Origin of the sequence: Winogradskyella immobilis, from assembly GCF_021887715.1 — a bacterium.
Classification (GTDB): Bacteria; Bacteroidota; Bacteroidia; order Flavobacteriales; family Flavobacteriaceae; genus Winogradskyella; species Winogradskyella immobilis.
The window spans coordinates 1-646 of the sequence record NZ_JAIQXX010000064.1 but is presented as its reverse complement, the minus strand read 5'-3'; the positions used below and the strand labels follow the sequence as shown (position 1 = coordinate 646).

The 646-nt window shown below is 39.6% G+C and carries 1 pseudogene; it reads right to left on the bottom strand.

The window, feature by feature from the left end:
- Nucleotides 1-646: pseudogene (locus K8Z87_RS13840) on the bottom strand (hypothetical protein); the annotation flags it as partial.

Here is a 646-nt window from a genome sequence, read left to right as displayed (position 1 = left end):
TACATTCAACAGTTGCATCTTCAGGTGCAGTTATCGTAGGTGGAGTCGTATCCACAACAGAAATGGTTTGTGTAGCCGTACTTGTGTTACCACAAACATCAGTAGCTGTCCATGTTCTTTCTATTGTAAAGCTATTAGGACAAGTACCTGGTATAATTTCATCACTAAACTCTACTATAGGAGTTGTACAATCATCATCAGCGGCAGCAACACCAGTGCTTGCTGTAGATGAATCTTCATCGCACTCCAATGTTACATCGCTAGGAATAGTTAATTCTGGAGCTACAGTGTCTATAATAGAATATGTAGCTGTGACTTCACTAAAGTTTCCACATAGGTCAGTTGCTCTAAAGGTTACTGTAATGGCTCCAGAATCACAATCTACATCTGCAAGTTGACGAAAATCATTCGTCCATACAATATCTTGAGTCGCTGTGCAATTATCTGTAACGGTTGCACCAGCATTATCAGCTAACCAAGCTTCTAAAGTGCCATCAGGTGTTACACCACATTCGATTGTAATATCTTCTAGGTTTGTAGTGTCTATAGATGGCGCAGTAGTATCGTTTACAGTAATGGTTTGACTAACAGAACTTGTATTCCCACAAGAGTCAACAAAAGTCCATGTACGTACTACAGTTTGATT